Raw genomic sequence first — 16442 nt, forward strand, 5'->3', positions numbered from 1 at the left:
GTTTCGCTATGAACAAAGCGTTTCGCCTACTGCTGCTACTGGCAGCCTTGGGCTTCCTGGGGCTGCACGAGCTACTGGCCCAGACGCCCGCCCCGGGCCAGGCGCCCGTGGCCTCCGGCGTGCCCATGTCGCTGAGCCTCTCGCAGGCCGTTGACTTCGCCCTCAAAAACAAATCCTCGCTGATGGCCACCCGCCTGGGCGAGCAGACCGCCCACGCCCGCGTCGGCGAAATCCGCTCGGCGGGCCTGCCGCAGGTGAACGTGGCCGCCAACCTGGCCGACAACTTCAAGCTGCAGAAGTCGCTGGTCGACGTGGGCGCCTTCGGGGGCTCCACCGCCACCCAGCTCACCTCCGCCGACGTGACGGCTGCCCAGGGTGGGCAGAGCGTCAACCTCAAGCAGGTGCAGGTGGAGCGCGTACCGGTGCCGCCCCAGGCCATTGCCTTCGGCCTGCAGTACGCCGGCAACAGCAGCGCCTCGGTCTCGCAGCTGCTCTTCGATGGCTCGTACCTGATTGGCCTGAAGGCCGCCAAGGTGTACGAAGACCTGGCCAAGAAGCAAACCCAGCAGGCCGAAATTGACGTGGTGGAGCAGGTGCAGAAGGCCTACTACAGCACCCTGGTGGCCCGCGCCCGCCTGGAGCTGCTGGCCCGCAACGTGCAGCGCCTCGACACGCTGCTCTACCAGACCAACGCTACTTATAAGGAGGGCTTCGTGGAAAAGCTCGACGTGGACCGCCTGCGCGTGCAGCGCAACAACCTGGTGGTGGAGCAGCAGAAAGCCCAGCGCCTGACCGAGCTGAGCGTGGCCCTGCTGAAGTTCCAGATGGGCCTGCCCCAGGAACAGCCGGTGGTGCTGACCGACCAGCTCGACGGCGCCCTGGTGGATGCCAACTCCCTGCGCCAGCGCCTGGGCGTGGCCAACTTCAACACCGGCAGCGGCGACCGTAGCCTTGGTGGCGTACCCTCGGCCCCGGCCCCGACCAGCGGCAACGCCGCCGACCAGGCCCGCCAGGACCAGCAGTCGGCGCTGAGCGGCGCCCGGCCTACCCAAGCCGCCGCGGCCTTCAACTACAACAACCGCATCGAATACACTACCCTGGAAACTCAGCAGGCCCTGGCCGGCCTGGACCTGGCCAACCGCCGCGCCGGCGCCTACCCGCGCCTGGTGGCCACGGCCGCTTACGGCTTCAACGGCTCGGCCAACAGCCTCGGCAACCTGTTTGCCTTCCGCGGTCCGAACTCGGTGGATGGCAACGGCTTCCCCAACCAGAACTGGTTTGGCTTCGGCAACGTGGGCCTGAGTTTGCAGATTCCGGTGTTCGACGGCTTCCGCCGCCGCTATCAGGTGCAGCAGGCCCGCATTCAGCAGCAGACCATTGAGCGCGGCTTCGAAACGCTGCGCCAGAGCATTGACCTGCAGGACGCGCAGAGCCGCACCACTCTCACCAACGCCCTGGACGTGCTCGACAACCAGAAAGCCAACCTGGACCTGGCTACCGACGTGGCCCGCGTGTCGCGCATCAAGTTTCAGGAGGGCGTGGGCTCGAACCTGGAAGTCATTACCGCCGAAACCGACCTGCGCTCGGCCCAGACCAACTACTACGCCGCCCTCTACGACGTGCTGGTAGCCAAGGTGGACCGCGACAAAGCCACCGGCGAGCTGTTCAATCAGACGAAAAAGTAAGGAGCTAGGAGTCAGGAGCTAGGAGCTGGAAGCTCCTGACCCAGCCACAGTTGATTGCCCAATACCCCCGATTCTAGCTCCTAACTTCTTGCTACTAGCTCCTTCTCCAATGAAATACGTTTCTTCTTCGGCGCTGCTGTTCCTGGCTTTCCTGGCTTCCTGCGGCGGCGGTGATAAAGACCCCAAAGCCGAGCTGGAAAAGCTCAAAAAGGAACAGGCCACCAACGCCGCCAAAATTGCCGAGCTGGAAGCCAAAGCCGGTCCGGCCGCGGCTACCGAGCTGGCCGCCACGCCCGTTTCGGTTATCAGCGTGCAGCCCGAAAGCTTCACCAGCTACCTGGAAGTGCAGGGCCGCGCCGACTTCGACGAAAACGCCAACGTGTCGCCCCGGGTCCCGGGCGTGCTTACCAGCATCCGCGTACAGCGCGGCGACCGGGTGAGCAAGGGCCAGGTAATTGCCACCCAGGACGCGGCCGTGCTCGAATCGGGCATTGCCGAGCTGCGCACCCGCCTGGAGCTGGCCAAGACCGTGTACGAAAAGCAGGACCGCCTCTGGAAACAGCAGATCGGCACCGAAATCCAGTACCTGCAGGCCAAGAATAACTACGAGGCCCTGCAGCGTAGCCTGGCCACCCAGCAGCAGCAGCGCGCCATGTACAACGTGGTAGCACCCTTCGGCGGCACCGTGGACGATGTGCCGGCCAAGGTGGGTGAAATGGGTAACCCCGGCGTTCCGGTGGTGCGCCTGCTCAGCGGCGGCGGCGGCAAGCTGGTCGCCGATGTATCGGAAAACTACGCCAGCACCATCAAGGCCGGTGACAAGGCCCTGGTGAGCATCCCCGACCTGGGCGTGAACGATGTGCCCTCGACGGTGCGCACCGTGAGCCGCACCATCAACCCGGCCAGCCGCACCTTCCCGGTGGAGCTGCGCCTGACCGGCCCGGCCGCCGCCCAGCTGCGCCCCAACATGGTGGCCACCGTCCGCATCCAGAACTACAGCAAGGCCAGCACCACCGTGCTGCCCGTGGACCTGGTGCAGAAGGATGAAACCAACAGCTACGTGTTTGTGGTGGAAGACAAAGGCGGCAAGAAAGTAGCCGCCAAGCGCGTGGTGCAGACCGGCGCCACCTACAACGGCCGCACCGAAATTACCGGCGGCCTGAAGGCCAACGACCAGGTCATTTCGGCCGGCTACCAGAACCTCAACGAGGGCCAGACGGTGTCCCTCGCCGGCGCAGCCGGGCAAGCAGGCGCCTAGCGCAAGGACCAGCGCGGCGGGCCCCTAACCCGGCCCGCCGCGCGGCCTGACACGTCACCCATCCTAGCTTCCGACTCCCCATGCAGGATATCGAAAAAGAGTTTGGACCCACCAGTTGGTCCATTAATAACAAGACCAGCATTTACATCATCACGCTCCTGTTGTGCGTGGCGGGTATCTTCTCCTACATCAAGCTGGGCAAGGAGAAATTCCCGGACATCGTCATTCCGCGCATCATCGTGGCCACGGTGTACCCCGGCACCTCGCCGACGGACATAGAAAACCTGGTGACGCGCCAGCTTGAGAAGGAAATCAAGTCGGTGAACGGGGTGAAGAAAATCAGCTCCACCTCCAACCAGGACTATTGCATCGTGGACGTGGAGTTCAACTCCGGCGTGGACGTGCAATACGCCAAGCAGCTCATCAAGGACGCCGTCGACAAGGCCGGCAACGAGCTGCCGAACGATTTGCCGACGCCGCCCACCGTGCAGGAAGTGAACCTGTCGGAGCTGCCTATCATGCAGATCAACCTGGCCGGCAACCTGCCCGCCTCGCAGCTGAAGAAGCTGGCCGACGACTTCCAGGATAAGATCGAGGCCCTGCCCGAAATTACCCGCGTCGACATTATCGGCGCCCTGGAGCAGCAGGTAAACGTGGACGTGGACCTCTACAAGCTCCGCGCCGCCCGCCTGGGCTTCGGCGACATCGAAGGCGCCATTGCCCGCGAGAACATCACGATTTCGGGCGGTTCGGTGGACGTGGGTGACCAGAAGCGCGCGGTGCGCGTGGCCGGTCAGTACGTCAACGCCGCCGACATTGCCAACATCCAGGTGAAGAACCTCTCCGGCTCGGCCGTGCGCCTCGGTGACATTGCCACCGTGGAGGACGCCTTCAAGGACCGCGAATCGTACGCCCGCCTCGACGGCAAGCCCTCGATTACGCTGAACGTGATTAAGCGCCAGGGCGAAAACCTCATCGACGCGTCGGACAAGATCAAGCAAATTGTCGACGACTCGAAGAAGAGCCTGTCCAGCGACCTGCGCGTGACCATCACCGGCGACACCTCGAACGACACCCGCGTCACGCTGCACGACCTCATCAACACCATCGTCATCGGCTTTATCCTCGTGACGGTGATTCTGATGTTCTTCATGGGCACCACCAACGCCCTGTTCGTGGGCCTCTCGGTGCCGCTGTCGATGTTCCTGGCCTTCGTGGTGCTGCCCATGTTCGGCTTCGCGCTGAACATGATTGTGCTCTTCGCCTTCCTGCTGGCCCTGGGTATCGTGGTCGATGACGCCATCGTGGTTATCGAAAACACCCACCGCCTGCTGCACGAGCACCCGAACCTGACCACCGCCCAGGCCGCCAAGTTTGCCGCCGGCGAGGTATTCGTGCCGGTACTGGCCGGTACGCTGACCACCGTGGCCCCCTTCGTGCCGCTGATGTTCTGGCCAGGCATCGTGGGTAGTTTCATGTTCTACCTACCAGTGACGTTGATTCTGACCTTGATGTCCTCGCTCATCGTGGCCTTCATCATGAACCCGGTGTTTGCCGTGTCGTTCATGGAGCGCGAAGACCACCACGCCGAGGACAAGAAGCCCGCGCTGACCAAGATGTTCCTCATCGTGACGGGCGTGATGCTGCTGATTGCGCTGATTGGCTACCTGGCCGGTTCGTTCTTCGTCGGCAACCTGTTCGTCTTCCTGATTGTCTTCGCCCTGCTCGACAAGTTCGTGTTCGTGCACATGATTGCCTGGTTCCAGACCAAGGCCCTGCCGCGCTTCATGGACGGCTACGCCAGCCTGGTACGCTGGGCCATCAACCACCCGGCGCTGGTCATGATTGGGGTGTTCGTGCTGTTCATCGGCTCGTTCGTGGCCGTGGGCATGCGCGGCCCCAAGGTGGACTTCTTCCCCAAGGGTGACCCGAAATTCGTGTACACCTACCTGAAGATGCCGGTGGGTACCCGCGTGGAGGTTACCGACTCGGTGGCTCACGAGCTGGAGCGCCGCATCTACGGCGTCATCGGCACCAAAAACCCCGACGTGGAATCGGTCATCACCAACGTGGCCATCGGTGCCGGCGACCCGGGCGAGGCTACGGCTTCGGGGGTGTCGCAGTCGCACCTGGCCAAGGTGGCCGTGGCGTTCAAGGAGCTGAGCGAGCGGGAAGGCCCGAGCACCCGCACCTACATGGACAAAATCCGCGAGGCCGTGAAAGGCATTCCCGGCACCGAAATTTCGGTGGACCAGGAGTCGAGCGGCCCGCCCACGGGTAAGGAAATTGCCATTGAAGTAGCCGGCGACGACTACCCGAAACTGGCCGCCCTCTCGAAGGACGTGATTCGCTACATCAACTCGAAGAACATCGGCGGCATCGAGCAGCTGCGCTCCAACCTGGAAGACCGTAACCCCGAAATTGCCGTCAACATCGACCGCACCCGCGCCAACCGCGAGGGCATCAGCACGGCCCAGATCGGCATGGAAGTGCGCACGGCCATCTACGGCTACGAGGCCAGCAAATTCAAGACCGCCGACGACGAGTACCCGATTCAAGTGCGCTACGCCAAGCCCTACCGCGAAGACGTGGACGCCATCCTGAACTCGCCGCTGACCTTCCGCGACGCCACCGGCCAGATGCGCCAGGTGCCGATTTCGTCGGTTGCCGATGTGAAATACAGCACGACCTACGGCGGCATCAAGCGCAAGGACGTGAAGCGCGTCATCACCATCTCCTCGAACGTGCTGTCGGGCTTCACCGGCCCCGACGTGGTGCGCAACATCCAGACGGCGCTGAAAGCCTACCCGACGCCCCCCGGCTACGTCATCAAGATGGGTGGCGCCCAGGAAGACCAGAAGGAAACCTCCGACTTCCTGCCGGTGGCCGGCCTCGGCGCCCTGGCCCTGATTTTCCTGATCCTGGTGGTGCAGTTCAACTCGTTCAGCAAGCCGGTTATCATCCTTTCGGAAGTGCTGTTCTCCATTGCCGGCGTGTTCTGGGGCCTGGCCATTACGGGCATGAACATCAGCATCGTGATGACGGGTGTGGGCATCATCGCCCTAGCAGGTATCGTGGTGAAAAACGGGATTCTGCTGGTCGAATTCACCGACATCCTGCGCAGCCAGGGCATGTCGCTGCGGGAAGCCATCGTACTGGCTGGTCGCACCCGCCTGAACCCGGTAATCCTGACGGCCACGGCCGCTACGCTGGGCCTCATCCCGCTGGCCATCGGCCTGAACGTGGACTTCTACGAGCTGTTCGCCTCGGGCCACCCCAACTTCTTTATCGGCGGTGAGTCGGTGGTGTTCTGGGGTCCGCTGGCCTGGACCATCATCTTCGGCCTGGTCTTCGCCACCCTGATTACCCTGGTGGTAGTGCCGGTGATGTACCTGCTGAGCGAGACGCTGAAAGGCAAGGTGACGGGCAAAGACCCGGACGCCAACGTGCAGCCGGTCGTCGATGAAGAAGAGGTATCGGCCGCCACTCCCCCGGTATTCGCCGAATACTAAGCCTGACGTCATACAAGCCCGGCGGTGGTGGCGCGTTCTAAGCCCACTCGCCCCACCGCCGGGCAATTCGGGGGCCTGCGCTGAACCCCGCAAAAATCAGATGCAACCTTTTGCGCCTGGGCCGACTCAGACCTACGGCCGCCGGCCGTGCGCTGACAGCCTGCAGGCGTTATTTCTCCCATTTTCCGTTCACCCGTCGTTTCAACAGCCATGTTAACCCGAACGACTACCATCCCCGGCAGCTCCAACATCGAACAGCAGGTGCTCCGCATCATCAGCAAGCGCAAGGCTATTAAGCCCACCCGCCTGCGTGTTTCCAGCAACCTGAGCCGCGAGCTGGGCTTTGATACCGTCGACGTGGTCGACATCATTCTGGAGCTCGAGCGCCGCTTCAAAATCACCATTCCCGACGAGGTGCCCCTGCACACCGTGCGCGACTTTGTGCGCTACGTGGCTTCGCACCTGGGTGGCTCCAAAGCCCGCTAAGCAGCGTCAACGCCAAGAACACTCTCACCACCTGCTCTGAAAAACATCAACGGCCCGCTTCTCTCCACGGAGGGAAGCGGGCCGTTGGCGTTTGGAATAAGCTGGAGACGGGCTAGCGCACGTTGCCGCCGGTGTCGCCACCGCGCAGGGCGCTGTCTTTCGGGTCGCGGCTGCCGGCGGTGCTGGCGGCGGCCACGTTGGGGTTGGGCTGGTTGCCGACTTCCGGGTGGTGCTTGGCGTGAGCGGCCGGGCTGGCCTCATCGGAAGCCGCCGAATTGGCCGGGTCGGGGCTGGAGCCGCCGGGCAGGTCGGCCGCGCCGGCCCGCTTGGCCGATTCATCCGACTCCACAAACGAGCCGCTGGTCACGCTGTGCTCCGCCTTTTCCACCGGCGACTCGGTAATGGCACCCAGACGGCGCGTTACCGGCCCTTTCTTGGCCGACTCCGGCGCCGCCTCGAACCGCTCGCTGGGCACGGCAATGGGGTGCGGGCGCGACTTTTCCCACTCCGCAAACTTGTCCATCTCGGTCTTCAGGGTGCTCGTGAACCAAGCCATCAGCGCCACGTCGTCGAGCAAGCCGACCACCGGAATGAAGTCGGGCACTAGGTCAATAGGGGAGAGGAAGTAGATGAGCACGGCCACGGCGGCCATTACCGTAGGCGTGGGCACGCCGGTGTACTCGCCCGAGGCGGCGTACCGCACCAAGCGGAACAGCGTCTGCAGGCTTTCCCAGGCTTCGTGGGCAATGTGGCCGACGTCCTTCTTGGCGCTGGCTTTCTGGTAGGCGTCGTTGAGCAGCTGCTTGATGCGCAGCGGCTGCTTGAGGTAGCTTTCGGCCTTGCTCAGAAAGCCCTTAAAAAGCGGCGACGACGCAATTCGTTCGCCGTCGGGAGTGGATGTAGCCATGGTATGGAAAGAGTTGAGAGAACAGACAAAAGCCCGCCGCCGAAGCAGCCGGCGGCTGCCGTGCTATACTGTTTCGCGCCAAAATAGTTATCGGGCGCTATTTCCACCGGACTACAAACAAAAAGCCCCGGCTCAGGGAGCAGGGGCTTCGCAGAACAGGCTGTTGAGAGCTATTCGACGTTGACGCGGCCAGCCGCGTAGAAATTGCGGTGGTAGTAGGGCTGCTCCAGCGAGCTGACCATCACGCCGCCGTTGGTGGCCGAGTGGGCGAACTTGCCGTCTTTCAGGTAGATGCCCACGTGGTAGATGGGCTGGCCCGGGCCGCGGCGGAAGAACACCAGGTCACCGGTCTTCATTTCGGTTTTGGCCACGTGCTGCACGTTGTTGAACATGGAGCGGGAGCTGTGCACCAGGCTGATGCCGTACACCTCTTTAAAGACGCGGGTCACGAAGCCCGAGCAGTCGGTGCCGCTCTTGCTGTTGGAGCCGAAGCGGTAGGGGGTGCCCAGCCACTCGGTGATGGTGCGCAGCAGCGAGGCGTTGTCCTCGTAGTCGGCGCGGATGCCGAGGGCCTGCGAGTAGTAACCGACGTTCAGCGAGTCGCGGAAATCGTCGCTGCCACCTTCGGGCAGGGCGAAGAGCGAAGCTTCGGCCATGGCCGGCGAACCGGCCGGGCGGGTATTAGGAGCGTAATCGAAGAAAAAAGAAAGGGCCAGTGAAACAGCGGCGAGGCAACACAAAAAGGTATTCTTCATTGTCCGTCGTGTGGGTAGTGGATCCGCTCCCAAGCGGCGGTCCGGGAGGACCGGGTGGCGTACTTTTCTTCTCTAGAAGATGCCGTTGGAGAAAGTGAAAAAAGAGGTTTTTTTCAATCGATTCGGAAAGATTCTATCCGGGCCGATAGGGTAAAGCTAGCCGCGGACCCGTTGCAGTCCAAGCTTTCGGCTGAAAAAAGGCGAATATTCTTGCTTATATTCAATCTTGTGGTAGAATAGTATTGCTGAGGTTGCCAACCTTCGGCTACTCATTGCGTATCCTCTTGTTTTTCAATCAGCTCGTACGGTGGAGCTTCCCCACATTGTCGAAAACTCGCCTTTGGCGCGCCTGGCCCGCCTGAAACTCGGGCAGGGCAACGTGGCCATGGTGCTGGGCAAAACCATTCACCTGAGCGGCGTCACGCGCGAACAGTTTTTGCGGGAGCCCTCGTGGGTGGCGCACGAGATGTGCCACATCCGGCAGGTGCAGGAACGCGGCGTGCTGCGGTTTCTGTGGGAGTACCTGGTAGAGTCGGCGCGGGTGGGCTACTACGCCAACCGTTTCGAGGTGGAAGCCCGCGAGGCGGGCAAGCGCGACGCGGCCACTTACGCGGCCCTGCTGCAGGTGCCGCTGCCCGCCGGCCCGGGACGCGGGGCGTCGGAGCAGGCCTCGGCCGGCCACAACCGCCCCGACGTGGTGGTGTAAGGTTGCCGGTGGCTGATCTATTGATTTGCTGTAACCTGCGGGGCGCGTTTTACGAATATGCTAGCCGACGGCCGGGCTACCCCGGCCACCTTCTGAACCCCAAAACTCCGAATACCATGGCTACGCAAAACACCCCCGATTTCAAAGGCTCTAGCAACAGCGACGTGCAAGGTCAGCAGCAACAGCAGCCTTCTTCCATCCAGGACAAAGCCAGCGGCCTGCTCAGCGGCCTGAACGGCCAGCTGAAAACCTTCGGCGACTCGGCCGCCGGCCAGCTCGGCAAGCTCAGCACCACCCAGAAAGTAGTGGGCGGTCTGGCCCTGGCAGCCGGCATCAGCTGGCTGAGCAAGGCCATGAACAAGCGCAGCGCCTAAGTCACGGCCCCCCAGCGGGCCCGAAATGCTGGTCTGAAAAACGCAACAAGGCCCGTCTCCGAGAGGAAACGGGCCTTGTTGTTTGTGGAGCCTGCTATTGGACTCGAACCAACGACCTGCTCATTACGAATGAGCTGCTCTACCAACTGAGCTAAGCAGGCTTCTTGTCCCGGCCGGCGCGTATGCGTCGTTCGGGGCTGCAAATATAAAAAGCGGTTTTCAAACGACGCAACCCGGCGACTGAAAAAAATCTGCGCCCGGCCTAACCCCGGCGTGCCGGTCGCGTTTTCGATTGATACCCAACGCGGCTCCGCAGCCGCCAACATTGAGCAATTATGGCTGATTCGCATTCGGATGACCTTATTCAGTCCCTGGTCAGCGGCCTGAGCGGCTCGGTGGTACTGACGCTGGTACACCAGGCCGCCAAAGAGCTGACCCCCGACGCCCCGCGCATGGACGTGCTGGGCGTGCGCGGCCTGCGCCAGCTGCTGGCTGCCGCCGACGCTCCGCAGCCCGGCCCCGAAACCGCCTACAACGTGACCATGGCCGGCGACCTGCTGGTTAACGGTCTCTACTACAGCCTAGTGGGCTCGGGCCCCGACGCGTGGTGGCGCGGCGCGGCCCTGGGCGTGGCGGCCGGCGTGGGCGGGGTGGTGTTGCCCGGTCCGCTCGGCTTGGGCGACGGACCCAGCAACCGCACCCCGCAAACCAAGCTGATGACCGTGGCCTGGTACACCCTAGGCGGGCTGGTGGCGGCGGGCGTGTCGCGCTGGTGGAACCGAGCGGCGAAATAGTGAAATGGTGAGGTGGTGAGTTTGACGTTCGGGTAAGCTGCACACCACCTCACCACCTCACCATTTCACCTTTTCTACCTTTGCTCCCACATGAAGGCATTACGCAAACTGTTGGTCAGCACCCTGGGCTTCGAGCGGTACATCCGGCTGGCGAGCTACGCCTACCTGCGCCTGGTGGCCGTGGGCTGGGGCCGCAAGAAGTACCCCGAGCTGTTTTTCCTGGAAAAACTGGTGAAGCCCGGCGACGTGTGCCTCGACATCGGCGCCAACCTGGGCTACTATTCCGTGGCGTTGTCGCGGCTGGTGGGGCCCGCGGGCAAGGTGCTGGCGGTGGAGCCGGTGCCGCTGTTTCAGCACATCTGGGAAGACAACGTGCGCCTCAGCGGGCACGACAACCTGCTGCTGCTGCCCTACGCCCTCGGCGGACAGAACGACACCGTGCGCATGGGCACGCCGGCCCGCAACGGCCTGCTGCACCACGGCATGACCAAGGTGGCCGACAGCAGCTCCACCGAGCAGTACGCGCAGTTCTACGAGGTGCCCATGCGCGTGCCCGACGAGCTGCTGGCCGACTTCACCCGCCTAGATTTTGTGAAGTGCGACGTGGAGGGCTTCGAGTACGAAGTGTTCCGGCACATGCAACAGACGCTGCGCCGCCACCGTCCTGTTATCCAGACGGAGCTGAACGGCCTCGACAACCGCCGCCGGGTGGCCAGGCTGCTGGCGGAACTGGGCTACCGCCCCTACGTGCTTGAAACCCAATCGGGCCCGGCGCGGTTAGTACCCTGTCCGCCGGCCGTGCTCGAGGGCCCCGCCGACCGCGACTTTTACTTCAAACCCGACGCTGAACCCGCGAGCTGATGAGCTTTATTTCGTTTCTGCTGGTTTCCTTCCTGATTTTCTGGGTCTTGCGCCTCGTGCTGCCGTACGTGCTGCGCTATGCACTCTCTTCCTTTGTGCGCAAGCAGATGCGCACCGGCGGCATGCCTTTCGGGGCCGATGCCGGCGCGTTTGGCCAGCAGGCGCCGCCCCGCTACGAGCGGCCCAACCCGCGCCCCACGGAGCCTACCGGCGAGGTGCGGGTGGATTATGTGCCGCCCAAAGCGCCGCGCCAGCCCAAAAAGGAATTCCGCGGCGGCGACTACGTCGAGTTCGAGGAAGTGAAATAATCGACCTACCTTCGGGCTTCAAGCCCGGCTGGCGCCTGCCGGCCGGGCTTTTTTTGCGGATAACCATTCGGGTAATGCCCGCTTCTCAATAGCTCAGGGTTCAAGCCCTGGGCTATTGAGGCGTTAGGCGAAGCTGCTGGTTACTGCTCAGTCCATACTGCGTACCAACTACCGACTACCTCTCCATGCCCTCCCCAGTCGTTTCGCCGACTCCGGCTGCCGCGGCGCCGCAGCCGCTCTGGTCGCGCCTGCTGCCTCATCTGCTGGCCGTGGCCTTCCTGCTCGTGCTGGCCGTGCTGTACTTCTCGCCCATCGTGTTCGGGGGCAAAACCCTCAGTCAGCACGACATCGTGCAGTTCAACGGCGGGGCCCGTGAGGCGCTGCTGTTCCGGGAGACGACCGGGCAGGAAGCCCTGTGGACCAACTCCATGTTCTCGGGCATGCCCACCTACCTCATCAGCACCCGCTTCCCCGGCGACCTGACGGTGTACCTGACCAACATCTTTACCTTCGGCCTGCCGCCGATTGTGGCCAACCTGTTTGCGGCCCTGTTCTGCGGCTACCTGCTGTTCGCGGCCCTGGGCATGCGGCCGCTGGTGGCGCTGGTGGGCGCCATTGCCATCGGCTTTACGAGCTACAACCTCATCATCCTCGCCGCCGGGCACAACTCCAAGTCCTACGCCCTGGCCTACGCGCCGCTGGTGCTGGCGGGTTTGCTGGTCACGTTCCGGCGCAACTGGCTGGTAGGCGGCGTGCTCTTCGCCCTCGGGCTGACCATGAACATCCGGGCCAACCACTTGCAGATTACTTACTACCTGCTGCTGCTGGTGCTGGTGTTCGGCGTGGTGGAGCTGATTTTTGCCCTGCGCGAAAAGCGCCTGCCGGAGTTTCTGCGCAACACCGCCGTGCTGGCCGTGGGCGCGCTACTGGCCGTGGGCGTCAGCTTCGGCCGCCTCTACACCACCGCCGAGTACGGTAAGTACAGCATCCGCGGCAAGTCGGAGCTGAAGACGCCGGCCCCGGCCCAGCCCGGGCAGCCGGCCGCCGCGCCCGCCGAGGAAGGCGGCTCGGGCCTCGACCACGACTACGCCTTCTCCTACAGCTACGGTATCGGCGAGACGCTGACCCTGCTCATTCCGAACTACTACGGCGGGGCTTCCACCAGCAAGCTGGCCGCCGACTCGAACACGGGCAAGGCCCTGAGCGGCATGGTCGATCCGGCGCAGCTGGACCAGTACCTGGCCGGTATGCCCACCTACTGGGGCGACCAGCCCATTACCAGCGGCCCGGTGTACGTGGGCGCGGTGGTGGTGCTGCTGTTCGTGCTCGGCGTGTTCGTGGCCGACCGCCGCACCCGTACCTGGCTGCTGGCGGCTACGCTCTTCTCCATCGTGCTGGCCTGGGGCAAGAACTTCGCCTCCTTCAACGACCTGATGTTCGACTTCTTCCCGGGCTACAACAAGTTCCGGGCGGTGTCGATGGCCCTGACCATTGCCCAGCTGGCCATGCCGCTGCTGGCCGTGCTGGCCCTGGCCCGCGTGCTGCGCGCCCGTCCGGCCGCTACTGCCGCGCCGCTGGTAGCTGGCCTGCCCGTGGCCCAGAAAGACACGCCCGAAGTGGCCGGTCTGCGTCGCCACCTGCTGATGGCCGTGGGCATCACCGCCGGCCTGTGCCTGCTGGCCCTGGTGTTCAGCCTCGGCAGCGACTTTGCCGGCCCGGTGGATAGCCAACTGCCGCAGGGCTTCCCGCTGGACGCGCTGCGCCAGGACCGCGCCGCCCTTCTGCGCAACGACGTGTTCCGCTCCATCTTCTTCATCGTGGCCACGGCCGGGGTGCTCTGGTTCTACCTCAGCCGCAAGCTCAGCCTGACCCTGGCCGCCTCCCTGGTGGGCCTGCTGGTGCTGGCCGACCTCTGGACGGCCGACAAGCGCTACCTGGGCGAAAACAACTTCACCAACCAAACCATTACCGCGCAGTTCGCGCCCACCAAGGCCGACGAGTACATCTTGGCCGACAAGACCCTGCACTACCGGGTGCTGAATCTGGCCAACCCCTTCAACGACGCCCAGACCTCCTACCTGCACAAGAGCATTGGGGGCTACCACGGCGCCAAGCTGCGTCGCTACCAGGAATTGATTGAGCGGCAGATCAGCCCCGAGATGCAGCAGTTGTTCCAGGACCTTTCGACCAACGGTCAGGTGGGCAATCCGCGGGTGCTGAACATGCTCAACGCCCGTTACTTCATCAGCCCGCCCCAGCAGAACGGGGAAGTGCAGCCCATCCGCAACCCCGGCGCCCTGGGCAATGCCTGGTTTGTGAGCAAGGTGCAGCCGGTACAGAACCCCGACCAGGAAATGGCCGCGCTGAGCACCTTCGACCCGGCCACCACGGCCGTAATCGACGTGAGCAAGTTCCCGCAGGCGACGACCAGCTACGTGCCCGGCGGCTCCACCATTCAGCTCACCAGCTACTCGCCCAACGAGCTGAAGTACACCGCCAACGCTACGCAGAACGAGCTGGCCGTGTTCAGCGAAATCTACTACGCCGACGGCTGGAACGCCTACCTCGACGGCCAGCAGGTGCCGCACCTGCGCGCCGACTACGTGCTGCGCGCTCTGCCCGTGCGGGCCGGTCAGCACACCATCGAGTTTAAGTTCGAGCCCAAGGAGTACCGCCTCGGCAACATCATTTCGATGGTGTCGTCGGTGCTGCTGTTCCTGGTGATTATCGGCGGGGTGGTCTTCGCCCTGCGCCGCAACGCGGCACCCGCCGCCGCGGCCCCGGCCGACAACGACGACCTGCTGGCGGCTTAGGCACCTGCTGATGAATTACTGAGTGGTACCTGCCCGGGGAGTCGTCTTGCCCACGACTCCCCGGGTATTTTTTATCCGGCGGGTCGTCTTTTTCACGACTCCCCGCGTGTTTTTTACCCGAAGAGCTGTCTTTTTTACGACTCCTCGGGTAAAATTTACCCGGCGGGCCGTTGGCGGCATGACTGATCGGGTAAACTTTGCGTGACGGTGCGTGAAAATCACCCGACGCAGGATAAACTTTACCTGCAGTCGGGTAAAAACTACCCGAGCTTTCGTAAGAATTACCCGGCAGCGCTTCTCGTTTACCCACCCGGGTAGCGCCGTCTGATTTCTGATGCCGCCCCGCCCGCGGCGGCCCACCCCATGCCAACCGCGCCCATTCTGCAAGACCTGGCCGAGCCCGCCGCCGAGCGGCGCGGGGTGCGCCTGCGCCTGCTGCGCGACGACTGGCAGCACCCCGAGCTGCCCGGCAACAAGTGGCGCAAGCTCCAATACAACCTGCTGGCTGCCCGCGAACAGGGCCAGAATACGCTGCTGACCTTCGGCGGGGCCTACTCCAACCACCTGGCCGCCGTGGCCGCCGCCGGGCGCCTGCAGGGCTTCCGCGCCATCGGCGTGGTGCGGGGCGAAGAGGCCGAGGCGCTCAGCCCCACCCTGCAACAGTGCCGCGCCGACGGCATGCAGCTGCACTTCGTGAGCCGCGAAGCCTACCGCCGCCGCCACGACCCTGCCTGGGTGGCGGAACTGCTGACCGCGCTGGGCCCGGCCTACGTGCTGCCCGAGGGCGGCACCAATACCCTGGCCCTGCGCGGCGTGGCCGAGCTGGTGCAGGAGCTGGACGAGGCCGGCGAAGCCTACGATGCCCTGGCTGTGGCCTGCGGCACCGGCGGCACCCTGGCGGGCCTGCTCACCGGCCTCGACGGCCGCCGGCAGGCCGTGGGCGTAGCCGCCCTGAAGGGTGCCGACTGGCTGGCGGCCGAGGTGGACGCGCTGACCGAGCAGGCCGTGGGCCGGCGCTATACGAATTACCACCTGCACCACGGGGCCCACTTCGGCGGTTACGCCAGCTACTCAACGGAGCTGCTGGGCTTTATCGAGGAGTTCTACCTGCGCCACCGCGTCGTGCTCGACCCGGTATACACGGGCAAGCTGCTGGTCGGTACGCTGCAGCTGATTGAGGCCGGGTACTTCGCGCCGGGCAGCACGGTGGTGGCGGTGCACACCGGCGGGCTGCAGGGCTGGGCGGGTTTTCAGCAGCGCTTCGGCAGCTATCCGCCCGCGGCCGTATAGCAGCAGAGTTGCTCACCGTTTAGTTGCGGGTATGTCCCTTGTTCGTTTGCTGCGGCGCGTGCTGCCGCTGGTGTTTTTGCTGGCCCTGGGCTGGTTTCTGTGGCAGAAAGTGGCCGGTACCCTCACCGACCTCAACCCGCTGAACCCCACGCCGCGCGTGACGGTGAGCCACAACACGGTGCTGGAAAAAATCGAAGGACTGGGCCGGCTGGAGCTGGTGCGCTACCAGTTCAAGGACATCGTGGAGTACAAGAAGAGCACCTACCGCTTTCTGCCCGACGCCAAAGTGGCCCTCATCGTGGCCGGCGAGGCCGTGGGCTGCCTGGACCTGCGCCAGGTGAAGGCGACGGACGTGGTCTTCGAGGGCGACTCGGTGGTGCGCGTGGCTTTGCCCAAAGCCGAGCTGTGCACCTGGCGCGTCGACCACAACCGCAGCCGGGTGTACGGGGTCGAAAACGGCTTTTTTCAGGATGCCGAGCTGGTGGACCAGGGCTATAAGTACGCCGAAGCCAACGTGAAGCGGGCCGCCCTGCAGTCGGGCATCCTGGCCCAGACGGAGCGCAACGCCCAGCAGATTCTGCGGCCCATGCTCGAAACCCTCACCGGCCGCCGCGTGATACTGGTGCCGCAAACCGCCCCGCCGGTGCGCGGCCCGAAAGGCTAAGTCCGCCCCAAAAACACCGCCGCCGCGCC

The 16442-nt window shown here is 64.0% G+C and carries 13 protein-coding genes, 1 tRNA gene and 1 pseudogene; 12 read left to right on the forward strand and 3 right to left on the reverse strand.

Annotated features, from left to right (window positions below):
• Positions 1–8 precede the first annotated feature (8 nt).
• The 4 genes from FDY95_RS06430 to FDY95_RS06445 all read left to right on the forward strand — a co-directional run bounded on the left by FDY95_RS06430 (position 9) and on the right by FDY95_RS06445 (position 6941).
• The gene (locus tag FDY95_RS06430) at positions 9–1685 is read left to right on the forward strand and encodes a TolC family protein (RefSeq protein ID WP_138075921.1); all 1677 of its coding nucleotides are present in this window, start codon (positions 9–11) and stop codon (positions 1683–1685) included.
• A gap of 109 nt (positions 1686–1794) precedes the next feature.
• The gene (locus FDY95_RS06435) at positions 1795–2943 is read left to right on the forward strand and encodes an efflux RND transporter periplasmic adaptor subunit (protein WP_138075922.1); all 1149 of its coding nucleotides are present in this window, start codon (positions 1795–1797) and stop codon (positions 2941–2943) included.
• An 80-nt stretch (positions 2944–3023) separates the two neighbouring features.
• On the forward strand, positions 3024–6455 hold the full coding sequence (locus FDY95_RS06440) for an efflux RND transporter permease subunit (RefSeq protein WP_138075923.1): 3432 nt from the start codon (positions 3024–3026) through the stop codon (positions 6453–6455).
• 210 nt (positions 6456–6665) lie between these two features.
• Positions 6666–6941, forward strand: coding sequence for an acyl carrier protein (locus FDY95_RS06445; RefSeq protein WP_138075924.1), 276 nt, complete (start codon positions 6666–6668; stop codon positions 6939–6941).
• 553 nt (positions 6942–7494) lie between these two features.
• Here the strand turns inward: FDY95_RS06445 and FDY95_RS27105 are convergent.
• Positions 7495–7596, reverse strand: a pseudogene (locus FDY95_RS27105) (YkvA family protein); the annotation flags it as partial.
• A 422-nt stretch (positions 7597–8018) separates the two neighbouring features.
• Positions 8019–8603: a C40 family peptidase gene (locus FDY95_RS06455; protein WP_138075926.1), complete on the reverse strand. Its 585-nt coding sequence runs from the start codon at positions 8601–8603 to the stop codon at positions 8019–8021.
• Between the two features lie 307 nt (positions 8604–8910).
• Between FDY95_RS06455 and FDY95_RS06460 the strand changes: the two genes are divergently transcribed.
• Positions 8911–9309, forward strand: a complete 399-nt coding sequence (locus FDY95_RS06460) for a hypothetical protein (RefSeq protein WP_212744859.1) — start codon at positions 8911–8913, stop codon at positions 9307–9309.
• 116 nt (positions 9310–9425) lie between these two features.
• The gene (locus FDY95_RS06465; RefSeq protein ID WP_138075927.1) at positions 9426–9683 is read left to right on the forward strand and encodes a hypothetical protein; all 258 of its coding nucleotides are present in this window, start codon (positions 9426–9428) and stop codon (positions 9681–9683) included.
• Positions 9684–9768: 85 nt separating this feature from the next.
• Here FDY95_RS06465 and FDY95_RS06470 read toward each other — a convergent pair.
• Positions 9769–9844 (reverse strand) — tRNA-Thr (locus FDY95_RS06470).
• A gap of 174 nt (positions 9845–10018) precedes the next feature.
• On the opposite strand from FDY95_RS06470, the gene FDY95_RS06475 reads away from it, so the two are divergent.
• The 6 genes from FDY95_RS06475 (at position 10019) to FDY95_RS06500 (ending at position 16413) form a co-directional block, all read left to right on the forward strand.
• A complete protein-coding gene (locus tag FDY95_RS06475; RefSeq protein ID WP_138075928.1) occupies positions 10019–10477 on the forward strand; it encodes a hypothetical protein in 459 nt (152 codons plus the stop codon).
• A gap of 90 nt (positions 10478–10567) precedes the next feature.
• On the forward strand, positions 10568–11338 hold the full coding sequence (locus FDY95_RS06480; protein WP_138075929.1) for an FkbM family methyltransferase: 771 nt from the start codon (positions 10568–10570) through the stop codon (positions 11336–11338).
• Positions 11338–11646, forward strand: a complete 309-nt coding sequence (locus tag FDY95_RS06485; protein WP_138075930.1) for a DUF4834 family protein — start codon at positions 11338–11340, stop codon at positions 11644–11646. The genes FDY95_RS06480 and FDY95_RS06485 overlap by 1 nt, the downstream gene beginning before the upstream one ends.
• Before the next feature lie 185 nt (positions 11647–11831).
• A complete protein-coding gene (locus FDY95_RS06490) occupies positions 11832–14459 on the forward strand; it encodes a YfhO family protein (protein ID WP_138075931.1) in 2628 nt (875 codons plus the stop codon).
• 363 nt (positions 14460–14822) lie between these two features.
• On the forward strand, positions 14823–15749 hold the full coding sequence (locus tag FDY95_RS06495) for a 1-aminocyclopropane-1-carboxylate deaminase/D-cysteine desulfhydrase (RefSeq protein WP_138075932.1): 927 nt from the start codon (positions 14823–14825) through the stop codon (positions 15747–15749).
• 31 nt (positions 15750–15780) lie between these two features.
• Entirely contained in the window at positions 15781–16413 is a 633-nt protein-coding gene (locus FDY95_RS06500; RefSeq protein ID WP_138075933.1) for a DUF4230 domain-containing protein, read from the forward strand.
• Positions 16414–16442: the final 29 nt, after the last annotated feature.

The sequence above is a fragment of the Hymenobacter jeollabukensis genome (genome assembly GCF_005771675.1).
Classification (GTDB): Bacteria; Bacteroidota; Bacteroidia; order Cytophagales; family Hymenobacteraceae; genus Solirubrum; species Solirubrum jeollabukense.

Bases quoted from the DNA above. Each gene is read 5' to 3' on its own strand.
- FDY95_RS06430 (WP_138075921.1), top strand. From the start codon at position 9: ATGAACAAAGCGTTTCGCCTACTGCTGCTACTGGCAGCCTTGGGCTTC.
- FDY95_RS06480 (WP_138075929.1), top strand. From the start codon at position 10,568: ATGAAGGCATTACGCAAACTGTTGGTCAGCACCCTGGGCTTCGAGCGG.
- FDY95_RS06475 (WP_138075928.1), top strand. From the start codon at position 10,019: ATGGCTGATTCGCATTCGGATGACCTTATTCAGTCCCTGGTCAGCGGC.
- FDY95_RS06440 (WP_138075923.1), top strand. From the start codon at position 3,024: ATGCAGGATATCGAAAAAGAGTTTGGACCCACCAGTTGGTCCATTAAT.
- FDY95_RS06455 (WP_138075926.1), bottom strand. From the start codon at position 8,603: ATGAAGAATACCTTTTTGTGTTGCCTCGCCGCTGTTTCACTGGCCCTT.
- FDY95_RS06500 (WP_138075933.1), top strand. From the start codon at position 15,781: ATGTCCCTTGTTCGTTTGCTGCGGCGCGTGCTGCCGCTGGTGTTTTTG.
- FDY95_RS06465 (WP_138075927.1), top strand. From the start codon at position 9,426: ATGGCTACGCAAAACACCCCCGATTTCAAAGGCTCTAGCAACAGCGAC.
- FDY95_RS06490 (WP_138075931.1), top strand. From the start codon at position 11,832: ATGCCCTCCCCAGTCGTTTCGCCGACTCCGGCTGCCGCGGCGCCGCAG.
- FDY95_RS06485 (WP_138075930.1), top strand. From the start codon at position 11,338: ATGAGCTTTATTTCGTTTCTGCTGGTTTCCTTCCTGATTTTCTGGGTC.
- FDY95_RS06495 (WP_138075932.1), top strand. From the start codon at position 14,823: ATGCCAACCGCGCCCATTCTGCAAGACCTGGCCGAGCCCGCCGCCGAG.
- FDY95_RS06445 (WP_138075924.1), top strand. From the start codon at position 6,666: ATGTTAACCCGAACGACTACCATCCCCGGCAGCTCCAACATCGAACAG.
- FDY95_RS06435 (WP_138075922.1), top strand. From the start codon at position 1,795: ATGAAATACGTTTCTTCTTCGGCGCTGCTGTTCCTGGCTTTCCTGGCT.